The sequence below is a fragment of the Aquimarina penaris genome (assembly GCF_040786285.1).
GTDB lineage: Bacteria > Bacteroidota > Bacteroidia > Flavobacteriales > Flavobacteriaceae > Aquimarina.
Map to the genome: position 1 here is coordinate 860,055 of NZ_JBFMKQ010000002.1, position 24,397 is coordinate 884,451.

The following is a 24,397-nucleotide window of genomic DNA, read 5'->3' on the forward strand; positions in this document are numbered from 1 at the left end:
ATATTTTATCTAGGGTTAGGAGTTAGTCCAAATGATAATGCATCACTAGGAATCTGAATTGCTTTTCTTAGGTCATTAGCCGTTAATTCGAAGGTGCCGCCACCTTCACTTTCAGGCACAATGTGTGTTACGGGTAAATTAAAACGTTTAATGTCAAACCAGCGTAATCCATGATCCCAGAACTCTTTCTTTCTCTCATCTAAAATTAATTCTAAAATTCCTTCAGTTTCATTACCGACATTATAAAATGATACAATGGTTGGAATATCATTAAATTCATTATCATTGTATCTTGCTCTTGCAAGCACATTAATATCGACTAATGACGAAGCTTGGTCCCCAAGAAATAAATTAGCTTCTGCTCTATTTAATAAAACCTCTTCTCCTTTAAACTCTACAGCGATATGATAAGGTAATCCAGAATTTGAGCTAAGATTTTCTCTAAAAAAGAATTCCCTTAATCTAGGTATTAGAACTGCATCGGTTCCAAAATTAAAAACATCTATACTAGTTCGTTCATCTTCTCTAAATCCACCAAATATACTTGTGAATAGATTTTGAAAATCTGAAAAATTTAACCTGTAACCATTGTTAACACGTTGATGATTACTAAATTTTTGTATCAACAGAAAGTTACTGTCGTCTTCAGGATCATTATAATTATCTCCTGTATCATCTGGTGTAGCTCCTTTGATATTGTCATAATTTTTTACATAAATGTTAGGAGATCCGCCAAGAAATAGATCACTGTATTTTTTACAATTTTGATAATCCTTTTTCCATAAATAGAACCTTGATGCAAAAGCCTGACCTGCTTTTTTAGTGAAATGATATTTTTTCGTACCAAAGAAAAAATCATCGTTAATAAGGGCTAATCCTTCTAATAAATCTTTTTCTACAAGATCATATACCTCCGCTACAGTATTGCGCTCGTAACTAGGTAAGAATTCAGTTTCAGGCTCTAGCACATAAGGTACTCCTAAATTGGTAGTAGCATTTTCATCATAGTGTAACCCAAAAAGGTTAACTAACATAAAATGGTTGTATGCTCTTGATAGAAGAGCCTCTCCTTTTACAGCGTCTTTTTGTTTTTGATCCCCTTGAAGATTATCAATCACGGCTAATACCTCATTGGTTTGAGCAATAGCTTCATATGTTTGATCCCAGAAGTAGGTTGGCGAATCTTGGAAGATTTCATTAACATCACTCCATGTATAGGTTTGCATATCCTGTATGCTTATAGTATTTCCGCCAGTGTTTTGTACAACTCCATTTATTTCAGGACCTACTGGGCCAGCTAGATCAGTATACATATCTGTAAATGCATAACTCGCTTGTGAATAGGCATCAGCTACAACTTTGGCAGCTTTTTCTACGGTGTCTAATTCTAATCGATCATCTGGTGATTCTTCTAAATAATTTTCACATCCTACATTTACAATGGTAAGAAGTAGTAATGCTATATATAATTTTAATGTGTTATTCTTCATAATTAATCTTTTTAAAATCCAACATTTAGTGAAAGGGTCACTGTTTTTGGTACAGGTAGCGCAGCTCCACCAGAATTGAAAAACTCCGGGTCTTGGCCATTTAAGTCTTTGTCAGAATAGAGTAAGAATAAATTTTCTCCTTGCAAACGAATTCGTGCTGAAGCTATACCTAACCTTTCTGCATAATTTGAAGGAATAGTATAGCCAAGAGCAATAGATCTCATACGTGCATAAGTACCATCAACTACTCTTAAATCACTATTATTATATAGTTCATAAGCATTATCTCCTCCCACAACTAATCCATTAGCATTAACTACAGCGTTCAATTCAGAAATTAAAGTTCTATTTTCAATAATAGCTGGAATGTTTGTAACATTTTCATCTCCTGGTAACACCCATCTGTTTACTAATTCACCCGGCAAAGAGTTGAAATCGGTATATGTTGCTGCAAAATTACTATTTAAACGGATTTTATAATCAAATTTAAATGAGACATTGGCAGATAATGTAAAACCTTTATACGTAAATGTGTTGTTAAAACCACCGGCTCCTCGCGGTTGGGTAGGGCCTTCATATTTTAATATCTTTTCAATATCTTCTCTGTTTTGAAGATCGAGATTAGTTACCCTATTATCATCGGCATCAAAGAATGTTGGTATACCAAATTCATTTAATCCTGCAAAACGAACAGAGTATAGAGCCGATATTTCACGACCAGTAAATGGAGCTCCAGTTGGAGAAATAAGATCAACTAATCGAGGATTAAACTCTAATTCTTTTACTTCTTCTGTGTTATAACCAATATTAATGTTAGTTGACCACTCAAAATCTTTAGCTCTAATATTCACAGTAGATAGAGCAAATTCATATCCTTCAACTTCTAAATCTGCAAAATTACCTGTTTTAATAGACTCTCCTCCAACACCACTAGTTCTGATGTTTCCAATTAAGTCAAAAGAATCACGTTGATAATAGCCAATCTCTCCAGCAATTCGATTATTCAGGAAAGAAAACTCAAGACCGGTACTAAACTCTTTTAATTTTTCGAATGTTAAATCTGAATTTTCTAATGAGTTTATTCTTATAATACTTTCGATATCCTGAGGGCGCAGTGGAACTTGTCCTCTAAGATCTAATGAAGCACTAGTTAAAGGACCTCTACCACCAGATAACCCATATGTAGCTTTTAATTTTAAAAGATTAATCCAATCTGCATTTATAAAATTTTCTTTATCAATATTCCATGCACCACTAATATTATAATTAGTTAAATACCTTGCATCTGGACTTGACCCTTGAAGATTAGAACCATCGTATCTTAGAGTACCATTAAGTGTATACTTGTTATTGAATGTATATCCTGTATTAAAGAAAAACCCTGCAAAACGATCTCTGAAATTGGAAATATCAAAGTACTGATCTCCATTATCTATAGCTTGATCTATAGCATCCGGATTAGTATTTATAAGGTATCCATTCTCATAAGAAATACCAATACCATTATATTCTCTACTTTCCCTATTTGATGTTTTGATTTCTTGTCCTAAAAGAAATGTAAATTGATGATTGTCATTTATTTGAGGGTTCCATGAAAGAGAATTTCTCCAATAAAAATAATCCAGAACATCTTCGTTATAAATATTTATACCTCCCTCAGGTAATATAGAAAAAGGTGGACGTGTTGGGTTGTCTCTATCCTGATATAAGAAAGGGTTTATATTAGCTAAAACACCTTCATCGGCTCTAAAAGCTTCGGCTTGATTAGACTTATCACCAATGATATGTTCTCTTCGCGTTATTGCTTTACGATAATTTATCGTAGAATTAGCGGTTAGATTATCTGTTAGCTTATAATCTAAATCAGTTTGGAAAGAAATATCAGTAACATCTATATTAATATAGTTGTTTTGTAATTCATGTATGATATTAAAAGGCGCATAGTTTTTTCTAAAAAATTCTAAGTTTCCATTTTCATCGAATGGAGTCACACTTCTACTATTGGTTAAAGAATAATCATACGGATTGATTTCAAACTCACGATCAAATTCTCCTGTAAGGGGATTTAACGATCTGTCATTGGTTCCTGGAGCTCTTTGATCTCTAAAACTTCCGGTTAATGTGGTGCCAATTGAAAACTTGTCAGTTAGATTAAATCTTGTATTTAATTTAGTAGTATATCGTTGAGCATCGTCTCCAATAGTTTGTCCTTCATCATTTAAGTAACTTAAGGAGAAATAATAGATCGCATCATCACTACCTCCAGAAATACTTAACGAGTGATTTTGCTGTAATGAAAAATCATTAAAAAGTGTTTTGAACCAATCTGTATTAGCTACTTGATATCTGTTAAAATAACTATCAGCTAATTCTCCGTTTGCTCCAATTTCTACATCGTTTGTTCGTCTTAAATTATAATATTGTCCTAAGACCCCATAAGATTCTGCTCGTTGAGCAGTAGTTAGATCTACAAGTCCTTTCTCAACCAATTCGGCATATACAGATAATTCTTGTTGAGAGTTTAGAACATTGAAATTAGTATATCTTGGTCTAAGCCTATAAGAGAAGTTATTACTATAATTTACTCTTAACGCTCCCTTTTTACCTTTTTTGGTGGTAATTACAATTACACCATTTTTAGCTCGTGCACCATATAAGGCTGTCGCTGAAGCATCCTTAAGTATAGAGAAACTTTTGATATCATCTGGGTTTAATCCAGCTATAGAAGAACCGATTAATGAGTTGATATCTCCCGATGCTAAATCACCTTGATTTAGTTCTACATTATCCTCAAGAATTACTCCATCAACTACCCAAATTGGATTGTTATTACCATTAAGTGATGTGTTACCTCTAATTCTAATTCTTGGTGAAGCACCAAAAGAACCAGAAACATTATCTACTACAACACCCGCATCTCTACCTTCAAGAAGTCTGGATGCATCTGATACTCCGTCAATTTTTACATCTTCAAGATTTAGTCTTGTAGCTACTCCGGCAAATAGACGTCTATCAACTTTTTTATACCCATCCGTAATTAACACTTCATCTAAAGCTTCTACAGATTCTTGAAGTACAATAGTATAATTCTTTTTACTCTTACTTGTAATTGTAACTTTTTGACTCTCAAAACCTAAATTCTCAATTTTAAGAACATCTGATACTGAAACTCTAATTGTAAAATTTCCATCAAAATCAGCTACAACACCATTTGAAGTTCCTTCAACAGATATAGTAGTACCTGGAATCGGAAAACCAGTTTTATCGGTAACTGTACCATTAATCTCAAATCCATTCTGAGGTAATACAGAAGCAGATTGTGGTTGTTTTGGAACCTTTGTTTTAGTAGTTTTTTTAACAAGAACTATTTGCTTGTCTACTATTTTGTATGAAACATTTGTATTTTTAAAGATTCTATCCAAAATATACTCTACTCTCTTATTTATAGCAGTAAGAGATATCTTTCTCTGAGTGTTTACTTCAGAATCTTTAAAAAATACTTTAAACTCTGTTTTTTGTTGGATTAGATCAAATACCTTCTCAACGGTGAAGTCCTTTACATCTAAGGAAATCTTAGTGTTTTGAGAATATGTACTTGCATTTATTCTAAAGAGAGACATTATAATTAGAAGTACTGTAAGTCTCATTTTTAAATTAAATTTTAACTTAACTACATTATTATTGTAGTACTGTGTTATTTTTTTCATATTTTTAATATGATTTAATGATTGAACCATTGTTAAATTAGCTTACTCTAAAATCGGGAAATGTTGCCGCATTTCTCGATTTTGTTTTTTTAGTAGATCATTTACTCATTTTTTTGTTTTAGGGATTAATAATTATTTTACTTTTTTTCAGACTAAAATTAAAAGGTGTATTACTACTAAATGTTGTTAATACATCTTCTATACTTTCTACATCAAACCTACCTGTAAACTTTTCAGTTTTTATTTTTTGGTAATTGATGGTTATTTTTTTGTCATAAAACCTTTCAAGTTTTTTCATGATATTTTCAAAGCTCTCATTTTTGAAAAGTAAAATACCATCAACCCAAGCAACATATTGATCGGTTTTTACAGTTGACATACTTAAATTCTTATTTGATTTTGTAAGACTGGCTTTTTGATTAGGTTGAAGTTTTAAACCGCTATCTTTGTTAAATCGATTAGCTTCCTTAAAAACACCAACACTTCCTTCGATTAAGACAACTTCCGAAAATGTATCGTCTGGGTATGAAGAAACATTAAATTTAGTTCCAAAAACTTCAGTATTCAAACCATTGGTAGATACGATGAAGGGATCTTTTTCATTTCGTGCTACTTCAAAATATCCTTCTCCAGACAATTCTACCTTTCTAACTTGTCCTGGAATAAATTTTTCAGGGAACTTTAAGGTAGAACCAGCATTAATATGAACTTTGGTACCATCTGATAATACTAATTGGAATTTTTTCCCATAAGGAACTCGTAATGTGTTTATAACAAGTTTTTCTTCAGGATTGGTAATGCTTTCATTTTTGTATACCAGTTTATTGTTTTCTTGAATACCTACTACAGCACCATTTTCATTTTTAATTTCTTTAAAAGGATCATCATCTTTTATGGTTTCTAAACTTCCATCCCCTTGTTGTAAGGTTATTTCTGTTATGTTTTTATCAGGACCAAAAAGATTATTGTTAACAAAGAATAATGAAGAAAGTAATATTCCAATAAAAACCGCAGCGTATTTCAAATAATTTTGGATTCGATTCTTACGTGTATTAGTCGAAGATTTTGTATTTTGGGTATGTTTATTAAATGATGATAGTGCTTTTTGTTCATCAAAATCATGTTTACTTAATTGAACGTAATGATTTGCTACACTATATTTTTTGAATAGGTCTAAATTCTTTTGATATTTCAATAAGTTTTCGAACTCTACAAGTTCACTTTTTGTCATCTCATCATTTAGATATTTTAGTATTTGGTTTATATCTAAATCTGTATTCTTTTTCATGCGAATTATTAGGTTATTTTTAAGTAAGACTTGAAAAAAATAAAATACCCTTACTTTTAAGAGTACTTTTTTTATTATTTATGTAAAGTTTTTGTTAATTGTCTTCGAATAGGGGTTAAAAATGAGTTAAAAAAAAGTTGCTATAGAGAACAAAACTCAAATAGAGGAGCTTAAAAAAGGTAATGAGTTTGTATATAGGTATTTATATGAAATGCACTATAACGAACTATGCTCTTATATATATAGCTTATCAAAGAATAGACAACAAGCAGAGGATGTTGTCCAGAATGTCATGCTCAAAATTTGGAAGAATAGAGAAAAACTAAATATCAATACTTCAATTAAAAGTTATTTATATAAATCTTGCTATTATGAATTAGTAGATAGTTTCAAGAAAAATAAAAAAGAGCTGAATTATATTGAACAGATTAAAAGTTCTGTTTTAGAAGTTTTTATTGAAGAAGACACTGATTTTATAAAAAATCAGATAAAAAAAGTTCGAGATGAGATTGATAAACTTCCTCCAAAATGTAAAGAAGTCTTCGTTTTAAATAAAATGCAGGGGTTTAAATATAAAGAAGTGGCAGAACAATTAGGTGTTTCTGTAAAAACGGTAGAAGCTCAGTTATCCAAGGCTATGACCAGAATTAAAGAAGCATTAGACGCTAATTAATGTGTTGTTTTACATGATCACTATGTCCTTCGTAACGCATAGAGTCCAAAAATTGGTCCAATACTTAAAAATAAGTATAAGAGTGTAGTATCTACTTTATCTGTTAAAAAAGAAAGTAACTGAATACTGATAATGGTGATTGCAAATCCAATACAGTTCGTTATGGTAAGGGCAGTTCCTCTTAATTCTGGAGGTGCAGAGGAAGCTATCATGGTAGAAAATTGTGGTGAGTCTGATATCACTACCATTCCCCAGATACATAATAATACAATAAATAAGTGAGGAGATAGACTAAAAAATAGTGGAGAGGCCAAACAAAGTATCCCAGATACTAAAAGAGAATTATAAGCAACTTTTCTACTACCTTTTCTTAACGAAATTAAACCTCCCAGCACACATGATATAGCTCCTATTCCGATGACAATAAAAGACCAAAATGATATCTGAAGGTCAATACCTTGGCGATTAGCATAAGTTTTTAGAATTACAGGAACAAACCCCCAAAAAGCGTAAAGTTCCCACATATGCCCAAAGTATCCAAAAGCTGCTTTTCTAAAGTGCGGAATATTGAATAATTGTGTAACCACTCCTAATTGTAATTTGGTGGCGGGTCTTCTATATGGCCCATCGGGAACTAAAAGCCACATACTTAGTCCTCCTAAGAAAGCTAATAGTGTTGTGCTAATTATCACGGCTGTATAATCACTACTCCAGGAAAATTCATTAATAAAATGAGGAAAAGCCGTTCCTAGTACTAAGGCCCCGACCAAATATCCTAAAGCTCTTCCGAGACCACCTTTATAGTAATCTGAGGCAATTTTCATTCCTACCGGGTAAATTCCTGCCAAAAAAAAGCCTGTACCAAAACGCGCTGTTAGTAAATTGAACACGGTAATATTTGGGATAAGTAAGGATAAATTACAGATTCCTCCTAAAAAAGCACAAATCATAAATATACGGGATGGCGAATAACGATCTGCAAGAGTTAATAGAGCAAAAGTTAATGTGCCGATAATAAAACCAAATTGAACAAAAGATAGGAGGTAACCCAGAATATTAAAACCAAAGTCAAATTGGGTAGCAAGATCATCGATTACTGCATTTCCTGCGAACCAAAGAGAGGTACAAAAAAATTGCGAAAGAATAATTACCGGAAGTATGTAGAATTTTGGTTTCAGGAGTATGTACTATTTCTTAAGATGTTTATACTATTTAAATGCGTTTAAAAGATCGTAAACTTGATTAATATCTTCTACATAATATTGAGCAACTGTTTTTTTTAATCCCACTTTTACGGTATGGGCATCTGTGGGTAGTTCTTTAAACATATGCTCATCTGTCCAATCATCACCTATAGCAAAAATAAAATCATATGATGCATCAAGTAACATTTTAGAGGCTGATTTTCCTTTACTTACTCCACTTACCTTAATTTCTAATACTTTATCTCCTTCAAGAATTTCTAGATTATGATTAGCAATCAATTGCTGAATAGTAGTTTTTAGAGAATTAGCTCTTTTTTTACCTAAATCGGGATCAACGTTTCTAAAATGCCAGGCCAACGAATACCTTTTTTCTTCTACTAAAGACCCTGGGGTTCGATCAGTAAATGATTCAAGAATGGGTGCAATAGATTCGAACCATTTATTATCGACCCGCTCCATTAACTCCCAATCTTTATTCTTTTCTTTTAACCATGCTCCATGCTCTGTTATAAGAGTGTATTCTTTATGCCCAAACCATTCTTGAATGGTATCTCTATCTCTACCCGTAATAATAATGACTTTGGTGTTTGGTTGTTGATACAATGCATCTAAGATATCAAAAACTCTTTGGGTTGGTTTCGCATTTTCTGGTAATTTTTCAAAAGGGACCATAGTTCCATCATAATCAAGGAATAATATCCTGTTTTTTGAAGTACTGAACTTTGTCGCAATTTCCTCTTTTATAATGTGACTTATTTTTTTTAAGGTATACTTTTTAGTGTCGTCTTTGGTTGCTTTCAAAGACTCCATGAAATCGTTCGCCCATTTTTCAACATTATATCGTTTCAGACGTTTTTGAAGAGCATTGTTTCGCTTGATTTGCTCTTCCTCGGGCATTTCTAAAGCAAATTTTAGTGTGTCTGCAATTTCTTCAAAATTATTTGGATTAATAATCAAGGCTTCGCTCATTTCGTTTGAAGCTCCGGTCATTTCACTCAGGATCAAAACCCCTTTTTTATCTACTCGTGAAGCTATATATTCTTTGGCTACCAGATTCATACCATCTCTAATTGGTGTAAGTAAAGCAACTTCACTAGAGGTATATAGATCAATAAGGTTTTCAAAAGGAAGAGAACGGTAAAAATACCAAATGGGAGTCCAGCTTACTTCAGCAAATTGCCCATTAATTCTTCCGACTAATTGATCAATTTCATTTTTTAAAAGTTGATACTGTGGGACATTAGATCTCGACGGGACTGCTAGCATAACCAGTCTTGCTTTGCCTTTAAACTGAGGATATTTCTCAAGGAAATACTCAAATGCTCTTAAACGATTGGCAATACCTTTAGTATAATCTAGTCGATCAATCGAAAGAATAAGTTTAGCTTGATTACTACCTTTTTTTAAGTGCTTGTCAATCTCTTGTTGTATTTCGGTTTGATCCTTTTTTTCCTTTTGGTCATGTAATTCTGCGGCTTCATGAAATTTCTTATAATCAATCCCCATAGGAAAAGAGTCTACCTTAACGATCCTGTTATCAAGGTGTATATTATTAAAATTTATCTCATGGCCTAAAACTCTTTGTACAGAGCTCAAAAAATGCCGTTCGTAGTCATAGGTATGAAATCCTAACAAATCAGCTCCGAGCATGCCTTCTAACAATTCTTCTCTACACGGTATTGTTCTAAAAACCTCATAAGAAGGAAAAGGAATGTGCAAAAAGAAACCTATAGATACGTCTGGTTTTTTCTTACGTATTAATCCTGGTAATAATAATAATTGATAATCATGTATCCATACGGTGTCTCCATCCTCAAGGTTTTGAAGTACTACATCAGCAAATTTTTGATTGACAGACTTATAAGTTTCCCAGGTTTCTTTTTCGAATTCGGTATATTCCATGAAGTAATGAAATAAAGGCCAAAGTGTATTATTACTGAAACCATAGTAAAACCCATCAATATCACTATCTGTTAGCGGTACACCAACACATTGATGTTTTTGGAGCGCTGTATTAACTTGGGTTTTTAATTCTAGATTAAATTCTTCTTCGGTAAGGCCACTCCAACCAACCCATATGCTATTACTATGGGAGTGAACAGATTTCATCCCTGTTGCCAGCCCTCCAACACTTGGTGTTGTTTCAATTTTGTTATTATGAATCTTTAATTGTAAGGGTAGTCTATTTGAGATTATAATAGTTTTACTCATAAATTGGTTTAAAGTTGGTTAACTTTTTTTGATTTTTGTTAAATTAGGGAAAAGAAGATTAAAAAAACGGCTATTTAAAAGAAATTTAGGATTTATGAATAACCTCGACTATGGAATTATCGGAAATTGTCAAAGCGCAGCACTTATTTCAAAATATGGATCTTTAGATTGGTGTTGTCTGCCAAATTTTGATTCGTATTCTGTTTTTGCAAAAATTTTAGATGAACGAATTGGTGGTAGCTTTGAGATTATAGTAAGTGATGATTATAAAATCTCTCAAAAGTACATACATAGAACGAATATTTTGGTTACCGAGTTTAATAATGGGACTGATGCTTTTGAATTCATAGATTTTATGCCTCGATATAAAAATGGTGATGGTACTTTTTATTCCCCATCGGACATTGTGAGATATGTAAAATTGATTTCAGGGAAACCAAAATTTAGAGTTAAATATGATCCAAAGCTCGAATATGCGATGGGTAAAACAGATCTTGAAGTTAAAACAGACTACATTAAGAGCATTACTAATGAAGAGAAGTATGATACTCTATACCTATACTCTGATCTTGATTTTGAATCTATTCTAAATTCTGAAGAAATTATTCTTGAAAATCATGCCTATTTTTTGATTAGTTACCACGAAAAAATATTGAAACAATCTCTCGAAAGATGCTACCTCAAAATGCAACGCACAAGAGTATATTGGCTTAATTGGTGCGAAAATACAACTTCGTATAAACACTACAACGATCAAATTCTTAGAAGCGCATTGGTTTTAAAATTATTGAGTTACGATAAATCCGGAGCAGTGCTAGCTGCAGCCACAACATCACTGCCAGAAACGATTGGAGAAGTTCGTAATTGGGATTACAGATTTTGTTGGATACGTGATGCTTCTATGGTAATCAAAGTGGTCTCTAATTTAGGACATAAAAGACTGGCTGAGCGTTTTCTTCAGTTTATCATTGATATTATACCTGATAAGGATGAGAAAATCCAAATTATGTATGGAATAAACGGAGAGAAGAAATTAACCGAAAAAACATTGGATCATCTTAATGGATATAAAAACTCAAGCCCAGTGAGAATCGGAAATGCTGCTTACCATCAAAAACAGAATGATATTTATGGTATCCTTATGGATGTTATCTATCAGCAGTTTATGAAATTTGATTGCGATCTGGATAATAGTGAAGGTTTATGGACAATAAGTAAGAGTATTGTACATATAGTTAATGTAAATTGGGAAAAACCGGATAAAGGAATTTGGGAGTTTAGAACCGAAGAACGTCATTTTACATTTTCTAAGCTATTATGCTGGGTAGCCGTGGATAGAGCTATAAAAATAGGAGAGTTAATTGGTAAGACAAATAAAAACGAAAGTTGGAAACAACTTAGGGATCGTATACATGATGACATATATAAAAATGCATGGAATGAAGAAAAACAAGCGTATGCACAATCATATGGGGTATCTGATTTAGATGCTTCTACCTTGTTAATGGAATCGTATGGTTTTATAAAAGCTAAAGATCCTCGTTTTATAAGTACTGTTAAGGCTACCGAAATAGAGTTATGTAATGATGGATTATTATACAGATACAAGAATAAAGATGATTTTGGATTACCCTCTTCATCCTTTACTATTTGTAGTTTTTGGTTTATTAATAGCTTGTACAAGATCGGAGAGCGAGAAAAAGCGCAGAAACTTTTTGATCAATTGCTTTCTTATAGTAATCATTTGGGACTTTTTAGTGAAGATATTGATTTTGAAACCAAAAGACTATTGGGTAATTTCCCACAAGCGTATTCACATTTAGCACTTATAGAAACTGCGGCAAACTTTTCTGGCGGAATAACTAAAGAAGAGGAGTTGATGGAAACAATCCATTAACCATATTTTGAAGTTTGGGGTTGTTTTTTGTTTATTCTTTCAAAATAATAGTACCAAAAACATCGGCATTAATCCAGCCTAGGTTTTTTTCTTCCCCAGGAATAAAAACAGAACCGATAAAGTTTTCTCGTTCTGTACTGCCGTCATTATCATTGTAGGCAACGGCAAAACCAAGTTTTTGATCTTTGCTCAAAACTACAGGATCATTAACTTGCCCGTCTATATAGGTGTCATCATAGATAGTGATTTCAAACTCCCATATGGTTACATCATTTTTTGTAACTCTCCTTGTGCTTACATGATTATTATAGAGTACGGGGTTTTTATTTTGGTCAAGATCAACAACATTACCATCTAATGCAACATGATAAGCAAAAGCATTGTTAGAATATTGATGATCCCCTCCAGAATTATCTGCATCGATAAAGATTTCGACACAATCATCATCCCACCATAGTTTTAAAGGGTCTTTATTTTGATCGTATAAGATGTCATCTTTTATTTCTACTAAAAGATATAATGCTTCTGGGGTCCAGGCGATTTTATATCGACCAAAGAAATCATTAAATTCATATGGAGCCCCAAGCCATTTTTGATCTAAACCATACCATATTACTTCTTTCCATATCGGATCATCCATATTACCATCTAATCGAGGTACTATAACTGCTTTTTTTACTTCTCTTAATTGATGATCTTTTTTATTTTGTTCATTAGAGTTTTGATATACCATTGCAATAGAAGTGTCAATATTCGTGCTTTTTTCTCTTTTCGCACAACCTATTATAGATGCTATACTAAATAAGAATATGATTTTTTTCATAGTAAGATTTGGCAGTATAATTAGGTATAAATGTAATAAACAAAATTTAAAATGCGGTTGCTACTCATGTATAAGTAACAACCGCATACTTTCTAATAAGTATTTATTGAAAGAGAAAATAAAGAGGTTAGGGGGTTACATTTTAACAACCTTTATTTGATTTAGTATATTTTCATTCAACTTTACAGTATAGAAATATATACCTTTTTGACTTATATCACCACTTTTAATATCAATGGCATGGTTTCCTGATGGGGTGTTTTGACTGTAAACAGTTTTTGTTTGCCCTAAAAGATTTGATACAGTTACTTGTAATACTCCTCTAGACGAGGTTGATACATATAATTTACTATTGTCAGAAAGAGGAATCGGTGAAATTGTAGTTTTCTTATTCGATTTTTCTGTAAGAGCCAAGCCAATTTTAGAAGGACAATTATTAGGGCAACTACCAGACCATGTTCCTGTTCTCTTACCATTACTAGTTCCTGTTACTCTAAACCATCCATCAGTTCCTCTTGTTAAATCAACGGTCTGCTGACCATTTCCATTATTAAAAACAACGCCAACATCATTTGTTGATACCCCATTAGGTAATGTAAAAGTACTTTCACTCCATGAAGTACCGCTTAGATTACTCATAGATTGCCCTGGCCACCCTGATGTGCCAGAAAGAGTTTGATTACTTGCTTTATTATAAAGGTAGATATTGGTGTTATTTCCCCAGCCATTTGGTCTTTGGAAATTTAGGGTAACTTGATTTGGAGTTGAAGATCCACTACAATCAGACGGACATGCATTTGTCCAGGTACCATTAGTATACCATCCAGTGGTGCTTCTTGATAAGTTTCCGGTTTGATTACCATTACCGTCATTAAATATTACTCTTATGTTATTTGCCGAAGTACCTGCTTGCGGACTAACAGTATAAGAATACCAGGGTGTACCAGAGATGTTTGTTGTTTGTTGCCCTGGCCATCCTGAAGTGCCTGGTAAAGTTGCATTTGCCGATGCATCAAAGAAATAGGCGTTTATATTGTTGCCCCATCCGTTAGGTTTCTTGAAATTTACGGTAAATGGAACAACAGTTTCTCCTCCTCCGGTATTTCCACCTTGGGTCCAAACTGCATAATCGGTTCCAGAGGTTTGTAATACCCAACCATTTCCGTTTGGAGACCAATTACCGCTACCTAATTTCATTGCTAGTGTACCACTTTTACCATCAATATAAGCGGCGTAAAGGTCGTTTCTTGCCTCTGCAATACTAATTGTCGAAGCAGAATGTACTCTAACACTCTTTCTTGCCGTAATAAGGTTTTTAATGGCATTACGCACTCCTGATCCACCATCCATAAAGTGAGTCCAGAAAACAGCAGGGTTACCTGGGTGTGTTAAAATATAAGCATATCCTTTTCTTAGATTAGTTTCTCCTCCAGGGAATACATATCCTGATCCACAACATTGCTGCGCAAATCCTGTATCATGATTATCTAAAAATGTTACAGATTTTGAAGGGTTTATGCCAATCATCCCAGAAGGTCTTCCTTGGCCATCTCTGAGGTAGGATAGGTTATTATCTCGTATAGCATTTTGTAAACTAACTTTGGTGTTAAAATCAAAGGCAGAAGAGGATTGTTGTGCAAAATTAACGAAGTTATTTGTCTGTACTCTACTACTTTCTAAAAGCTCTCCAACGGCAAAATATGGGTTGGTGGCATCATTATACTCTTTGTTGTATATGGGATCGTATCCATGTACAAAATCATATCTCCATCCATCAAAACCGATGTCATTTTTTAAGAAATTCATCCATTTAATGATTTCTGCTCGTACAGCAGGGTTTTTATGATCCAGATCTCTGGCGGCTGCAAAAGTTCCGTTAGATCCATCAGATTTTAGGGCAAAACCAGGAACGTAATCTCCGTTAATACTAAATTCTACAGGGCCGGGCACGAAATTCCTTCCTTCATCATCTGCTGTGATGTAAAAGGTTGGCCATGCTGGATTGGTGAATGTAACAGCATCATTTGTACCTACACGATGATTAATTACAATATCACTTAAGACTTTGATATCAAGAGCATGGTATTGATTGATCAGATTAATTAATTGTGCTTGCGTACCGTATGCACTATTTAGATTGTTTAGTTCTCGAGGTAAATATCCTTGTGGTGCCGCAGAATTACTTGGAGGCGGCATCCATATCATATCTATTCCGGCATCTTTGATAAGGTTTCTGTTTTGTGATACAACATCGTACCAGGTTTGTCCAGCCGGTTGGTTTTGTACATTCCAATCAAAAGCCTGGAATAGTACATCTTCGTCTTGTGCCTGGATTCCTAGGAAAGGAATGCAAAGCAACAAAGCTACTAAAATTGATTTTACGTTTTTTCGTTTCATTTTGCAATCTTTTAAGTTTAGTTTGATGATAGCTGATATCATCATGTTGAGTTTGTATTCATACGTAAGAATGAAATTACGTTGAGGGTAATCGGAAAGTCTTTAAGGATGAACAAGGCGTTAGATATTAATAAATTTGCCTTTCTAAGCAGTGTTTGTAATCAAAACATGCTAATATGTACTGAGAAGTAATTTATTTCTAATCGTAATATTTCCTTGGTGACTAATCCGAATGTAATACTAAATGAATTCTTAATCTAAACTAGAATATAGTTTAATGATGAATTGGATTGAAAGACTTCAAATACATCTAAAATTTTCGCTGGTGGAGAGTTTGATTTCATAATAAGTAGTTTTTGTTTATAAAAGCGTTTCTTGTGTTAAATTTCTACTAAGTTATTACGAAATATTCAATTTTGTAGGATAAGTCTTAAACTACAACGTTTTCGTGTTGATAAATTGTTAATTTTTGTGGTAAAAAAGGGTTGAATTAGCAATATAAATGATTGTAATCTAGTTTTTTATGATATTGTATGCGAAAAAAACACCTTGAAATTTTATCAAATTTAGCATAGGAACTCCTTTTTTTAAGGAATTGAATTGAAAGAAAATCACATCTAATAAAAAAACCGCTTTTACCCAATGAAAAAGCGGTTTTTTAAATCAAAATTAAACAACTCCCTAGTTTAATGCCATTGGGAGGGCAATATGATTATCCTAAGTAATATCCATTCTCTTCAGATATTTTGTCTGCGATTTTAGTTCTTAATGCCACAACATTTGGTTGGTTAGCGTATTTAGTAAAACGCTTAAGTCCCATTAGCATCATACGTTGTTCATCACCTTCAGCAAAAGAAACGATGGCTTCTTTTCCTTTTTTGATAACGATATCTACCGCATTGTATAGGTATAACTGAGACATTGCAATCTGAGTTTCTTGAGAATCTTCTCCAAAACGTTTTGCATTTTTCTCTGTACGTAATATGGTAGATTCTGCCATATAGATTTCTATCAAGATATCAGAAGCGGCCATTAATAATTGTTGGTGCTCTTCTAATTTAGGTCCGAATTTTTGCATAGCAGCTCCGGCAACCATTAAGAATACCTTTTTCATTTTTGCAACAATCTCTTTCTCTTCTGCAAATAGTTGAGAGTAATCTGGAGTATCAAACGAAGGAATACCAGTAAGTTCATCGGCAACTTTCATGGCTGGAGCTAAAAGATCTACATGTCCTTTCATAGCCTTTTTAACCAACATCCCTACAGCTAACATACGGTTGATTTCGTTTGTACCTTCATAAATACGAGCAATACGGGCATCTCTCCATGCAGATTCCATAGGAGTATCAGCAGAGAATCCCATACCTCCAAAAATTTGTACACCTTCATCGGTACAACTTTGAACATCTTCAGAAACTGCAACTTTAAGAATAGAGCACTCTATAGCGTACTCTTCTACACCTTTAAGTTCAGCTTCTTGATGAGAGTTTCCTTCCGCTTGACGGATAGCAATTCTATCTTCAATATTTTTGGCAGCTCTGTAACTTGCAGATTCATCAGCATATGTATTGGTAGCCATTTCAGCAATCTTAGCTTTGATAGCTCCAAAGTTCATAATAGGAGTCTTAAACTGGATACGCTCATTAGCATACTTAGTTGCTTCTCCGATCACTCTTCTTTGAGCATCTAAACAAGCAGCAGCTAACTTGATACGACCTACATTTAATGCATTCATTGCAATTTTAAAGCCATTACCTCTTTCTGATAACATATTCTCTACCGGTACTTTTGTATCACTAAAGAATACCTGACGAGTAGAAGAGGAGTGAATACCTAGTTTCTTTTCTTCGTCACCTAAAGTAATACCGTTAGATGGATCGTGTTCTACAATAAATCCTGTAATGTTTTTATCATCACCGATACGTGCAAAAACGATCATTACATCACAGAATCCTGCATTAGAGATCCACATTTTCTGACCAGAAATTAAGTAATGCTTTCCATCATCAGATAAAACAGCTTTTGTTTTTCCAGAATTTGCATCTGACCCCGCACCAGGCTCAGTTAAACAATATGCTCCCATCCACTCACCAGTAGCTAATTTAGAAACATATTTTTTCTTTTGCTCTTCATTACCATATAATGAGATAGGCATTGTACCAATACCTGTATGTGCTCCAAACGCTGTACTAAAAGATCCTGTAGCACCAGAAATATAATCACATACTAACATGGTAGATACAAATCCCATACCCAATCCTTCATAAGCTTCGGGAACGGCTACACCAAGAAGACCAAGCTCACCGGCTTTCTTCATACATGCTTCGGTATATGCATAATCTTTTGATTCAAATCTTTCCCAATGTGCCCATAGATCACGGTCAACAAATTCTCTTGCGCTATCACGCATCATCTTTTGCTCCTCAGAAAAATCCTCTGGAGTAAATACATCTTCAGCTTTGGTTTCTTTGACAAGGAATTGACCTCCTCTAAGAATATCTTTGTTCATAGTTTCTGTACTCATCGTTTTATATTATTTTTTCTTAGCTCTGTTGTTTTAGTTTAAAAATTCAAAAATACCGGCAGCACCTTGCCCAGTACCTACACACATGGTTACCATACCATATTTACCTTTCATATCACGTTTGCGCATTTCATCGAACAATTGAACAGAAAGTTTTGCTCCCGTACATCCTAACGGGTGACCAAGAGCTATGGCTCCTCCGTTAACATTAACAATATCTTGATTGATATTAAGTTCGCGCATTACTGCAAGAGATTGAGAAGCAAAGGCTTCATTAAGCTCGATTAACTCTATATCATCTTGTTTTAATCCTGCTTGTTTTAAAGCTTTTGGAATAGCTTTAACCGGACCAATACCCATAATTCTTGGCTCAACACCTGCTGCTGCATAGTTTACAAGCCTGGCAATAGGCTCGAGATTAAGCTCTTTAACCATATCTTCACTCATTACCATTACAAAAGCGGCACCGTCACTCATTTGAGATGAATTACCCGCGGTTACACTTCCTCCTAGTTCAAATACAGGTCTAAGTTTGCCTAAAACTTCTTTACTGGTACCAGCTCGAGGTCCTTCATCTTTTGTAACTGTATATGATTTTGATGCTTTCTTTCCGTTCTGATCAACATAAATCTGCTCAACATTAATAGGCACGATTTGATCTTGAAAACGATTTTCGGCTTGTGCTTTTAAAGCTTTCATGTGTGACTGATAAGCAAACTCATCCTGATCTTCACGAGATACTTTAAATTGATGTGCAACGGCTTCGGCAGTATTACCCATTCCCCAATAATAATCTTCATGCCCTGATTTGGCCAGATCATAATTAAGTTCTGTTTTATAACCGGTCATCGGTACCGAACTCATACTTTCTGCACCACCGGCAATAATACAATCTGCCATTCCTGCTTGTATTTTTGCAGTAGCGATACCAATAGTTTCAATTCCTGAGGAACAAAATCTGTTTACCGTTACTCCAGGAACATCGATAGAATCTAATCCCATTAATGAGATTAAACGTGCCATATTCAATCCTTGAGAGCCTTCTGGCATTGCATTACCCACAATAACATCATCAATACGGTCTTTATCAAGGTTTGGCAGCTCTTTCATCATATGTTGGATGGTTTCTGCAGCCAATTCATCTGTTCTTTTGAATCTGAATACTCCGCGAGGGGCTTTCCCCACGGCTGTTCTATATGCTTTTACTATATATGCTGTTTTCATTTTTTAAATAGATTTTTAGATTATTCGATTTTTAGACTGGTTGGATTTCTAATGATCTATCAATCCAACAATCCAGTAATCTAATTACGTAATGGTTTTCCTTTCTTCAACATATGCTCGATACGCTCAAGAGTTTTACGTTCTGTACATAAAGACAAGAAAGCTTCACGTTCTAGATCTAATAAGTATTGCTCTGTAACCAGAGTTGGTTCGGATAAATCTCCACCAGCCATTACATAACCTAACTTATTCGCTATTTTATGATCATGCTCAGAAATATATTTACTAGCTTCCATAGAGTCGGTACCTACTAAGAACATCCCTAATGCTTGTTTACCTAAAACCTTTATGTCTTTACGACGTGGAGGTTGTGTATATCCTTGTTCGGCCATTAATTTAGCATAAGCTTTAGCCGTAGCAATTTGCCTGTCTTTATTAACAACAACAATATCTTTTCCTTTCTGAAGTAGATTTGTATCAAAGGCTTCATAAGCCGATGTGGATACTTTAGCCATACCAATGGTTAAGAAATGCTCTTGAAGCACATTAAGTTCTACATCATCTTTCTTGAAAAGATCTGCAGCTCTTAGTGCCATTTCTTTAGAACCACCACCACCTGGGATAACTCCAACACCAAATTCAACCAATCCCATATATGTTTCTGCCGCAGCAACTACTTTATCTGCATGAAGTGATATTTCACATCCGCCACCCAGTGTCATGCCGTGAGGAGCAACAACTGTTGGAATAGCAGAATAGCGCATGCGCATCATAGAGTCCTGGAAATATTTTATAGCCATGTTTAGCTCATCATATTCCTGCTCTACGGCCATCATAAAGATCATTCCGATATTGGCTCCCACAGAGAAGTTTGCAGCTTGATTACCTACTACTAGTCCTTGGAAATCTTTTTCAGCCAGATCGATTGCTTTATTTAATCCTGCAAGTACATCTCCACCAATAGTATTCATTTTACTTTGGAATTCGACATTCAGGATACCGTCTCCAAGATCTTCAACAACAACGCCACTGTTTTTGAAAACTTCAGAAGATTTACGGATATTATCTAAAATGATAAATGCATCTTGGCCAGGAATTTTTTCTTGTGCCTTTTTAGGAATATCATATGAATGTGTAGCACCATCTTTTATGGTATAAAAAGAAGTACTACCTGAAGCAATCATGTCATTTACCCAAGCTGCTGGTTCAAGACCTTCAGCTTTCATAATTTCGATTCCTTTTTCTACTCCGATAGCATCCCAGATCTGGAAAGGACCATGTTCCCATCCAAAACCAGCTTTCATAGCATCATCGATTTTGTATAATTCATCTGTAATTTCTGGAATACGATTAGAAACATATGCAAATAATGCGGCAAAGGTTTTACGATAAAATTCACCTGCTTTATCTTTTCCTGAAACTAATACTTTAAAACGATCAACCACTTTGTCGATAGTTTTAGTCATTTCTAGCGTAGCAAAAGAAGCTCTTTTATTGGCTCTATAATCTAAGGTATCTAAGTCTAAAGAAAGGATTTCTTTTTTCCCTTCTGCGGTTACGTTCTTTTTATAGAACCCTTGTTTGGTTTTACTTCCTAACCATTTGTTTTCCATCATGGTGTTGATGAAAGCCGGAAGTTTAAATAACTCATGACGCTCATCATCGGGGCAATTATCTGCAATACCATTAGCAACATGTACTAGAGTATCTAGTCCTACGACATCTACGGTACGGAAAGTTGCCGATTTTGGACGACCTATAACAGGGCCAGTAAGTTTATCAACTTCTTCTATAGTTAACCCCATATCTTTGACCATATGAAATAGACTCATGATACTAAATATACCAATTCGGTTACCAATAAAAGCAGGAGTATCTTTAGCAACTACAGATGTTTTTCCTAAGAATTGTTCTCCATAACCATTAAGGAAGTCTAATACTTCTTGAGAGGTATTAGGACCTGGGATAATTTCGAATAATTTTAAATAACGAGCTGGATTAAAAAAGTGAGTTCCACAGAAATGTTTCTGGAAATCTTCACTTCTACCTTCGTTCATAAACTTTATAGGGATACCAGAGGTATTAGAAGTAATTAATGTACCTGGTGTTCTATGTTTTTCTAGATTCTCAAAAACTAATTTTTTGATATCAAGTCTTTCTACAACGACCTCAATAATCCAATCTACATCGGCAACTTTTGCAATATCATCTTCCAGGTTTCCTGTTGTGATGCGATTTGCAAATTTTTGATGATAAATGGGGGAGGGTTTAGATTTAAGAGCGGCGGTAAGAGAGTCATTTACTAACCGATTGCGAACTACTTTACTTTCTAGAGTAAGGCCTTTAGCTTTTTCTTTGTCATTTAGTTCTCTAGGAACAATGTCTAATAGAAGTACTTCGACACCAATGTTGGCGAAATGACATGCAATGCCCGACCCCATGATCCCTGAGCCGACGACTGCAACTTTTTTAATGATTCTTTTCATTTTTAACTTAAAGTTGTTAAGGTGTTATAGATTCTTGTTTTGGATAAATTTTTTTTGATGCTATAAGATCGTTGATCGTTTGAAAAACTTCTAAGAAAATATCAAGCTTCTCTTTTGGAATATGTTTTCTTACCGTGTTATCAAACGTAAAGACGACTTCTTTCGAAAAATCGCGCATTTCTACTCCAAAAGGTGTTAAATATATAAGTACACCACGTCCATCTTGAGGATTTTTTTTTCTAAAAATCAACCCTTTTTCTTCCATGGTTTTCAAAGTGCGTGATAAGCTTGTGGCTTCCATACCCATTTTGGGGCCTAATGAAGTTGAAGGAGTGCCACTTTCTGGATCTATACTAAGCAAAGCAAATCCCGTAGCCATAGTGCTACCTTTTTTGCCCGCTTCTTCATTATACATCTTTGCTACTGCCATCCAGGTAGCTCTAAGCGCATAATCTATTGTCTTTTCTCTCATTCAAAATTTATTATGAATGTAAAGATAAGAAAATTTACTATGCATGCATAATAAATATTGTAAAAATTTAAGATAAGCTGAAGTAATTTACGTTTTTCTATTGAATTAATAAAAAAACTCCCCATAAAATGAGGAGTTTACTGATTTACTGTTAAGCTTATACGCGTATTACATTATAATCAGTGAATTGAATTAGCCATAAATTTTAGAGTATAATTCTGTATATTTTTCTTTTATTATTTTTCTTCTTAGCTTCATGGTAGGAGTAAGGTGTCCTGCATCGATGCTCCATTCGTCTGGTGTAAGTTCGAATTTTTTAACCCGTTCCCATTTTCCAAATCGTTCGTTATGTTCATCAACCTCTTCTTGATAACGGTCGATTACCGTTTGATTGGCAATCATTTCTTCGACAGAACTCCCTATTTGTAGACCTTTACGCTCTGCCCAATCTTTTAAGAACTCAAAATTGGGTTGTATAAAGGCAGCAGGCATTTTTTCTCCTTCACCAATCACCATAATTTGTTCAATAAAACGTGATTGTTTCATTGTATTTTCTATGACTTGTGGGGCAACATATTTACCTCCAGAAGTTTTGAACATTTCTTTTTTGCGATCTGTAATTCGTAAAAAACCTTCGCTATCAATTTCTCCGATATCGCCAGTATGAAAATATCCACCTTTTAAAGCTTCATTGGTTTTTTCTTCATCTTTATAATACCCCTGCATTACTTGTGGGCCTTTTACAAGGATTTCACCATCATCAGCTATTTTGACTTCAGTATCGGGAAGTATTTTTCCTACCGTACCTATTTTAAATCCTTTATTTCTAGCGTCATTTACCGAAATAACGGGAGAGGTTTCAGTAAGGCCGTATCCTTCCATAACACTAAGTCCGGCGGCATTAAAAACTCTTGCCAATCTAGATTGTAAGGCAGCACTACCAGATGCAATTATTCTTAATTCGCCTCCAAGAGCCTCTTGCCATTTACTAAAGATTAATTTTCGAGCAATACCAAGTTTCTTTTCATACCACCATCCATTTGCTCCGTAAGGCTCATATTTTAACCCTAAATCAACTGCCCAGAAGAATAATTTCTTTTTAACACCTGTAAGGTCAGCTCCTTTTGCAATAATTTTATCATATACTTTCTCAAGTAGTCTAGGAACCGCGGTCATAATTTCAGGAGATACCTCTTTTAGATTATCGCTAATTGCCTCTATTGATTCTGCAAAATAAATACTCGCTCCAAGGTATTGATAGAGATACATAGTCATTCTTTCGTAAATATGACATACGGGTAAAAAGCTTAGTGCTTTAATATCACCCGGAACCAAAGGGAATCGAGTAGAAGCCGCTAATGTATTGCTTACCACGTTTTTATGGCTAAGCATCACTCCTTTAGGTCTACCTGTTGTTCCTGATGTATATATTAAGGTAGCAAGATCATCTTCTTTTACCGAATCCATAATCTTTTCTACTTCTTCTTGATTGCTATCGTCTTTACCAAGATCTAGCACTTCATTCCAACTTTTACAACCTTTGATGTCATTATAAGAGAAAACCTCTTTTAACGAAGGTACATTGGCTTGAATGTTTTTAACTTTTTGATATACTTCCTCGTCAGATACAAAACAATATGTAGATTCTGAGTGGTTTAGAACATACTCATAATCCTCTTGCGAAATCGTTGGATAAATGGGAACATCCTGTGCACCAATTTGCAGAACACCTATATCGGTTATGTTCCATTCTGTTCTGTTATTAGAAGATATGATGGCAACTTTATCATTAGGTTTTACACCTAACCGTAAAAGACCACGACTAATTTGGTTCGCTTTTTCTACATATTCTGCAGAAGAGGTAGCAATCCATTCGCCATCGTATTTAGTAATTAATGATTTATCTAAATTGAATTTTTTAAGTTGATAATGTGGAAAATCAAATAGTCTAGTAATTGTCGTCATAAGTTGTTTTAATATTTCTAAATAGTTTTTGAGAG

Annotated in this window: 14 protein-coding genes; 2 read left to right on the forward strand and 12 right to left on the reverse strand. The window is 34.2% G+C overall.

The features are described from left to right. Nucleotides 1-5 precede the first annotated feature (5 nt). The 3 genes from ABW637_RS13285 to ABW637_RS13295 all read right to left on the reverse strand — a co-directional run bounded on the left by ABW637_RS13285 (nt 6) and on the right by ABW637_RS13295 (nt 6,485). Nucleotides 6-1,490, reverse strand: coding sequence for a RagB/SusD family nutrient uptake outer membrane protein (locus ABW637_RS13285; protein WP_367585189.1), 1,485 nt, complete (start codon nt 1,488-1,490; stop codon nt 6-8). Nucleotides 1,491-1,501: 11 nt separating this feature from the next. Further along, nucleotides 1,502-5,197: a SusC/RagA family TonB-linked outer membrane protein gene (locus ABW637_RS13290; protein ID WP_367585190.1), complete on the reverse strand. Its 3,696-nt coding sequence runs from the start codon at nt 5,195-5,197 to the stop codon at nt 1,502-1,504. A 118-nt stretch (nt 5,198-5,315) separates the two neighbouring features. Beyond that, nucleotides 5,316-6,485, reverse strand: coding sequence for a FecR family protein (locus tag ABW637_RS13295; protein WP_367585191.1), 1,170 nt, complete (start codon nt 6,483-6,485; stop codon nt 5,316-5,318). Nucleotides 6,486-6,645: 160 nt separating this feature from the next. On the opposite strand from ABW637_RS13295, the gene ABW637_RS13300 reads away from it, so the two are divergent. Further along, complete coding sequence (locus tag ABW637_RS13300) at nt 6,646-7,158, forward strand: RNA polymerase sigma factor (RefSeq protein WP_367585299.1); 513 nt, start codon at nt 6,646-6,648, stop codon at nt 7,156-7,158. Nucleotides 7,159-7,178: 20 nt separating this feature from the next. On the opposite strand, the gene ABW637_RS13305 is transcribed toward ABW637_RS13300, so the two are convergent. Together ABW637_RS13305 and ABW637_RS13310 are read right to left on the reverse strand one after the other, a co-directional pair. Next, nucleotides 7,179-8,342, reverse strand: coding sequence for an MFS transporter (locus ABW637_RS13305; protein ID WP_367585300.1), 1,164 nt, complete (start codon nt 8,340-8,342; stop codon nt 7,179-7,181). 24 nt (nt 8,343-8,366) lie between these two features. Next, nucleotides 8,367-10,574 carry a bifunctional alpha,alpha-trehalose-phosphate synthase (UDP-forming)/trehalose-phosphatase gene (locus ABW637_RS13310; RefSeq protein ID WP_367585192.1) on the reverse strand — a complete coding sequence of 736 codons (2,208 nt, stop codon included), beginning with the start codon at nt 10,572-10,574 and terminating at the stop codon, nt 8,367-8,369. Nucleotides 10,575-10,668: 94 nt separating this feature from the next. On the opposite strand from ABW637_RS13310, the gene ABW637_RS13315 reads away from it, so the two are divergent. Next, nucleotides 10,669-12,471, forward strand: a complete 1,803-nt coding sequence (locus tag ABW637_RS13315) for a glycoside hydrolase family 15 protein (RefSeq protein ID WP_367585193.1) — start codon at nt 10,669-10,671, stop codon at nt 12,469-12,471. Between the two features lie 31 nt (nt 12,472-12,502). On the opposite strand, the gene ABW637_RS13320 is transcribed toward ABW637_RS13315, so the two are convergent. From ABW637_RS13320 to ABW637_RS13350, 7 genes are all read right to left on the reverse strand, one after another. Further along, a complete protein-coding gene (locus ABW637_RS13320; protein ID WP_367585194.1) occupies nt 12,503-13,294 on the reverse strand; it encodes a sugar-binding protein in 792 nt (263 codons plus the stop codon). A 135-nt stretch (nt 13,295-13,429) separates the two neighbouring features. Further along, on the reverse strand, nt 13,430-15,691 hold the full coding sequence (locus ABW637_RS13325) for a starch-binding protein (RefSeq protein WP_367585195.1): 2,262 nt from the start codon (nt 15,689-15,691) through the stop codon (nt 13,430-13,432). Between the two features lie 712 nt (nt 15,692-16,403). Further along, nucleotides 16,404-18,215 (reverse strand): acyl-CoA dehydrogenase FadE, encoded by a 1,812-nt coding sequence (locus ABW637_RS13330; RefSeq protein WP_367585196.1) that lies wholly within the window; start codon nt 18,213-18,215, stop codon nt 16,404-16,406. 33 nt (nt 18,216-18,248) lie between these two features. Further along, on the reverse strand, nt 18,249-19,439 hold the full coding sequence (locus ABW637_RS13335; protein WP_367585197.1) for an acetyl-CoA C-acyltransferase: 1,191 nt from the start codon (nt 19,437-19,439) through the stop codon (nt 18,249-18,251). 80 nt (nt 19,440-19,519) lie between these two features. Then, complete coding sequence (locus ABW637_RS13340) at nt 19,520-21,925, reverse strand: 3-hydroxyacyl-CoA dehydrogenase/enoyl-CoA hydratase family protein (RefSeq protein ID WP_367585198.1); 2,406 nt, start codon at nt 21,923-21,925, stop codon at nt 19,520-19,522. Nucleotides 21,926-21,941: 16 nt separating this feature from the next. After that, a complete protein-coding gene (locus tag ABW637_RS13345; RefSeq protein ID WP_367585199.1) occupies nt 21,942-22,397 on the reverse strand; it encodes a MarR family winged helix-turn-helix transcriptional regulator in 456 nt (151 codons plus the stop codon). 192 nt (nt 22,398-22,589) lie between these two features. Further along, on the reverse strand, nt 22,590-24,362 hold the full coding sequence (locus ABW637_RS13350) for an AMP-dependent synthetase/ligase (RefSeq protein WP_367585200.1): 1,773 nt from the start codon (nt 24,360-24,362) through the stop codon (nt 22,590-22,592). Between the last annotated feature and the right edge of the window lie 35 nt (nt 24,363-24,397).